The 2,493-nt window shown below is 63.7% G+C and carries 3 protein-coding genes and 1 tRNA gene; 2 read left to right on the top strand and 2 right to left on the bottom strand.

The features are described from left to right. Positions 1-179: 179 nt before the first annotated feature. Both EOA79_RS31375 and EOA79_RS31370 read left to right on the top strand, forming a co-directional pair. Positions 180-446 carry a helix-turn-helix transcriptional regulator gene (locus EOA79_RS31375; RefSeq protein ID WP_067330074.1) on the top strand — a complete coding sequence of 89 codons (267 nt, stop codon included), beginning with the start codon at positions 180-182 and terminating at the stop codon, positions 444-446. 176 nt (positions 447-622) lie between these two features. Continuing rightward, positions 623-1,081 (top strand): YbaK/EbsC family protein, encoded by a 459-nt coding sequence (locus EOA79_RS31370; protein WP_095778701.1) that lies wholly within the window; start codon positions 623-625, stop codon positions 1,079-1,081. Between the two features lie 44 nt (positions 1,082-1,125). Here EOA79_RS31370 and EOA79_RS31365 read toward each other — a convergent pair. Continuing rightward, positions 1,126-1,202, bottom strand: a tRNA-Pro gene (locus EOA79_RS31365). Positions 1,203-1,256: 54 nt separating this feature from the next. Then, positions 1,257-2,493: O-antigen ligase family protein (locus EOA79_RS31360; protein ID WP_245489979.1), on the bottom strand; the 1,237-nt coding region annotated here is incomplete at its 5' end.

The raw sequence follows: 2,493 nt of genomic DNA, 5'->3' as shown, positions 1-2,493 counted from the left end.
GGCTTCGCGCCACCTTACATGTCGGTGGCCTGCGGCCTCGGCTCCCAGCCGATGACCACGGTCACGATGGCGTGACGGCCAAAACGGCCTCTTGGCAAATCATCCGTTAACGGCCATTCTCCCGCCCGTCTCAGGCAACGCCACATTTCATCTGTGTTGTTTCATCCCAAGGAGTTGCCATGCCCAACACCGCAAGAAACGCTGTTTCCAACAACATCATTGCCGCGTCCGGCCTCAATCCGCTGAAAGCCGTCCGCGAAACGAGGGGATATACGATTGAGGAGCTTTCCTTGACCTGCGGCCTGGCCGTGGGCGAGATCGTCGACATCGAGGACGGCAAGGATGCCGACCCCGCCAAACTCAGGCGTATCGCTTCCGCGCTGCAAGTGCCGGAAGAGGAATTGATCATGATGCCGACCGAAGAGAATCGGCCCACACAGCAATAGAGACGCCGAAGCGTCCGCGAAAAAAGCCCGCCATGGCCCGCCCTGGCGGGCTTTTTGCGCCTTCCACAGATGGTCCCCTGGCCCTTGCCAACTGCCAGCGCGCCATGCGGCAATCCCGGCCGCTGCCACGATTCGGCGGCATCGAGTGGCCAACATGCCTGATTGAGGTTTCGCTCATGAGCTTGGAATCGGTCCGCGCCTTCTTTGCCGAACACGCTCCCGACATCGAGGTGCTGGTCACCGAAGCGAGCTCGGCGACCGTGGCACTGGCGGCCGACGCCCATGGCGTGCTGCCGGCGCAGATCGCCAAGACCATCTGCCTGCGCGTCGGCGAGGAGACCATGCTGGTCGTGACCAGCGGCACTGCCAGGCTCGACAACCGCAAATGCAAGGACACGCTCGGCGGCAAGCCGCGCATGCTCGACGGCGAACAGGTGCTTGCCGCGACCAGCCACCCGCCGGGCGGCGTCTGCCCCTTCGGTCTGCCGGCGCCGCTGCCGGTCTTTTGCGATGTGACGCTGCGGGCCTTCGACGAGGTCGTTCCCGCCGCCGGCGCGACGAATGCCGCCGTGCGGATTTCGCCGCAGCGGATGGCCGAACTTGTCGACGCCAAATGGGTCGACGTGTGCCAGTAGGGATTGGAGAGGACTTCTGGGGGACAAGTCTCAGGCTTGAAAAATGGTCGGAGTGGCCGGATTCGAACCGACGACCCCTTGACCCCCAGTCAAGTGCGCTACCGGGCTGCGCTACACTCCGGACCGGGTGGCGATGTATCGTGATAACCCCGTGCGGGTCAACCGAATTCGGCGGCTAATTCGCCGATGACAGTGCCGCAGCAGGGAGGGCGCGCGCCAACCGCGATTCCTTCTGGTGCCGGTATTCCAGCGCGATCGCGCCCCAGATCAGCCCGAGCAGCAGATAGAGATGGCGCCAGTGGTCGATGTCGATGAAGGTGCCGAGCCCGATATTGCCGAGATAGGCGACATAGGCGCAAAGCAGATAGGGCTGCCAGGGACGAGCGCGCAGGAGGATGCGGAACCCGGCGCAGATCGTCCACAGGGTTAGGGTCAGGAACGAGACGAAGCCCAGCCAGCCATAGTCCATCAGCGCCTTCAGCCAGATGTCGTGCGTGTCCTCGCCGTAGATCGTGCCGAAGACCAGCGGGCCGATGCCGAACGGGTGTTCCAGTGCCAGCTGGAAGCCGATCGTATAGCGTGCGAAGCGGCCGAGGCGCGCGGTATCGTAGCTTTGCTCGAGATGCGCGCGCTGGGTGAACATGTCCGACACGCCGGGCAGCTGCAGGATGACGAGGATGGCGATGATCAGCAGCGCGAGCGCGGCGATCGTCATCACCACGACCCGCAGGCGGAACATGCCGCTGGCGCTCTGCAGGAAGAGGCAAGCGGTGAGCAGCACCGCCGAAACCGCGAACATGCCCCAGGCGCCGCGCGAGAAGGAGAAGAAGATGCCGGCGGTGATGATCAATAGCGGCACCGCCAGAAGCGGCATGCGCGATACAGGGCCGGTCAAGAGCAGATAAAGCAGGTAGGTGCCGGGCAGCACCAGGAACGGACCGAACACGTTCGGGTCCTGAAAGGCGCCGGCGGCGCGGTCGTATTTTGTGAACATCTCCGCGCCCGGAAAGGCATGGAAGTAGCCGGCTATTCCCAGCAGCGAGGTCGCCACAGCCGAGACCACATAGGCGATGAAGATCAGCCGGTAGAGGTCAGGCTGGACCGATGTCACCGAGGCGAAGAAGACCGCGCTGAAGGCGAGAAACAGCGAGACCGCCAGATAGAGCGGCGTGTTGGCGAGGTCCGCCATCTGCGTCATCGCGATCATGCCGCCGATGTTCATCGCCACCAACAGCACCAGCAGCGGCAATATCGCTCGCGATATTTTGAGGCCGAACAGCGCCCAGACGGCGATCAGCCCGGCCATGTAGAGCTCGTAGGGTGCCGGCTCGCTGATGACGAAGCCGGAAAGCAGGATGCCGACGACGATAGCGGCCGACGAGATCAGCGCGATCAGCTTTGCGTTGACCGCC

It is taken from the genome of Mesorhizobium sp. M1A.F.Ca.IN.020.03.2.1, from assembly GCF_004023205.1.
Lineage (GTDB): Bacteria > Pseudomonadota > Alphaproteobacteria > Rhizobiales > Rhizobiaceae > Mesorhizobium.
This window is presented reverse-complemented; position numbering and strand designations above follow the sequence as displayed.